We start from the raw sequence: 718 nt of genomic DNA on the forward strand, positions 1-718 counted from the left end.
CGCTTCCCTTGCATCAGCCGCGGCCCGGCTACAGTAGAGGCACGGCGTTTGCCGCAGGCCGCACGGGACGTTACTCAACGCGAAGCCGGAACAACGTGGAGGAAGAGCCGTAAAAGCGGAGCCGGCGACATCCTTATCCTTCGTGCCAGATTCAGGGGGCCGCCGCCCCCTGCTGTTCGCTAAACTGGCCGGATTGCTGACAGGGCATTGCGGACAAGACTGATTTCTGCACGCGCTTCTGCCATGACCTCATGTAACAGGGTTAAATCCATCCACCGGCGCGGAGGCTCGCCCGGAATACGCAGCACATCGCACATCTGGCCACATGCCAGGATTTGATCCACTTTGTCGCTGATAACAAAGAACTCGACGCTACTGTAGCGTGCCCCTTTGTTCAGGATGGCATCGAGCACCACCGGCAAATTGTCATCATCGTCCAGCCAGCAGGGCATATCATTTTCCTTCACAACCAGACGGAAGTTTCGGGTCTGGCGATAAAACAGCGTTTCCCCGCGCGTGTTCAGTGCCGCCTTTATCCGGCGCGCATCCTCCCATACCTGCCGGGATACATCCCGCACGGCGCGGGACAGGCAATCCGTTACAGCCTGAATCTCCGGCTCCGTCAGCCATTCCCCGGCCCAGGGGAAAGCTATCTGTGTTCCGTCCTCCGGAAGCTGCGGCGCGTCGGCATAGCGGCTGCCGGATAAAATAATCTGCG

1 protein-coding gene is annotated in these 718 nt (G+C 59.5%); it reads right to left on the bottom strand.

Going from position 1 to position 718, the window contains the following annotated elements; all coding sequences use genetic code 11:
- Window positions 1-179 precede the first annotated feature (179 nt).
- A partial coding sequence (locus ABD361_RS30315) for a hypothetical protein (RefSeq protein WP_344440180.1) occupies window positions 180-718 on the bottom strand: 539 nt, incomplete at its 5' end.

Source organism: Streptomyces luteosporeus (genome assembly GCF_039532865.1).
Taxonomy (GTDB): domain Bacteria; phylum Actinomycetota; class Actinomycetes; order Streptomycetales; family Streptomycetaceae; genus Streptomyces; species Streptomyces luteosporeus.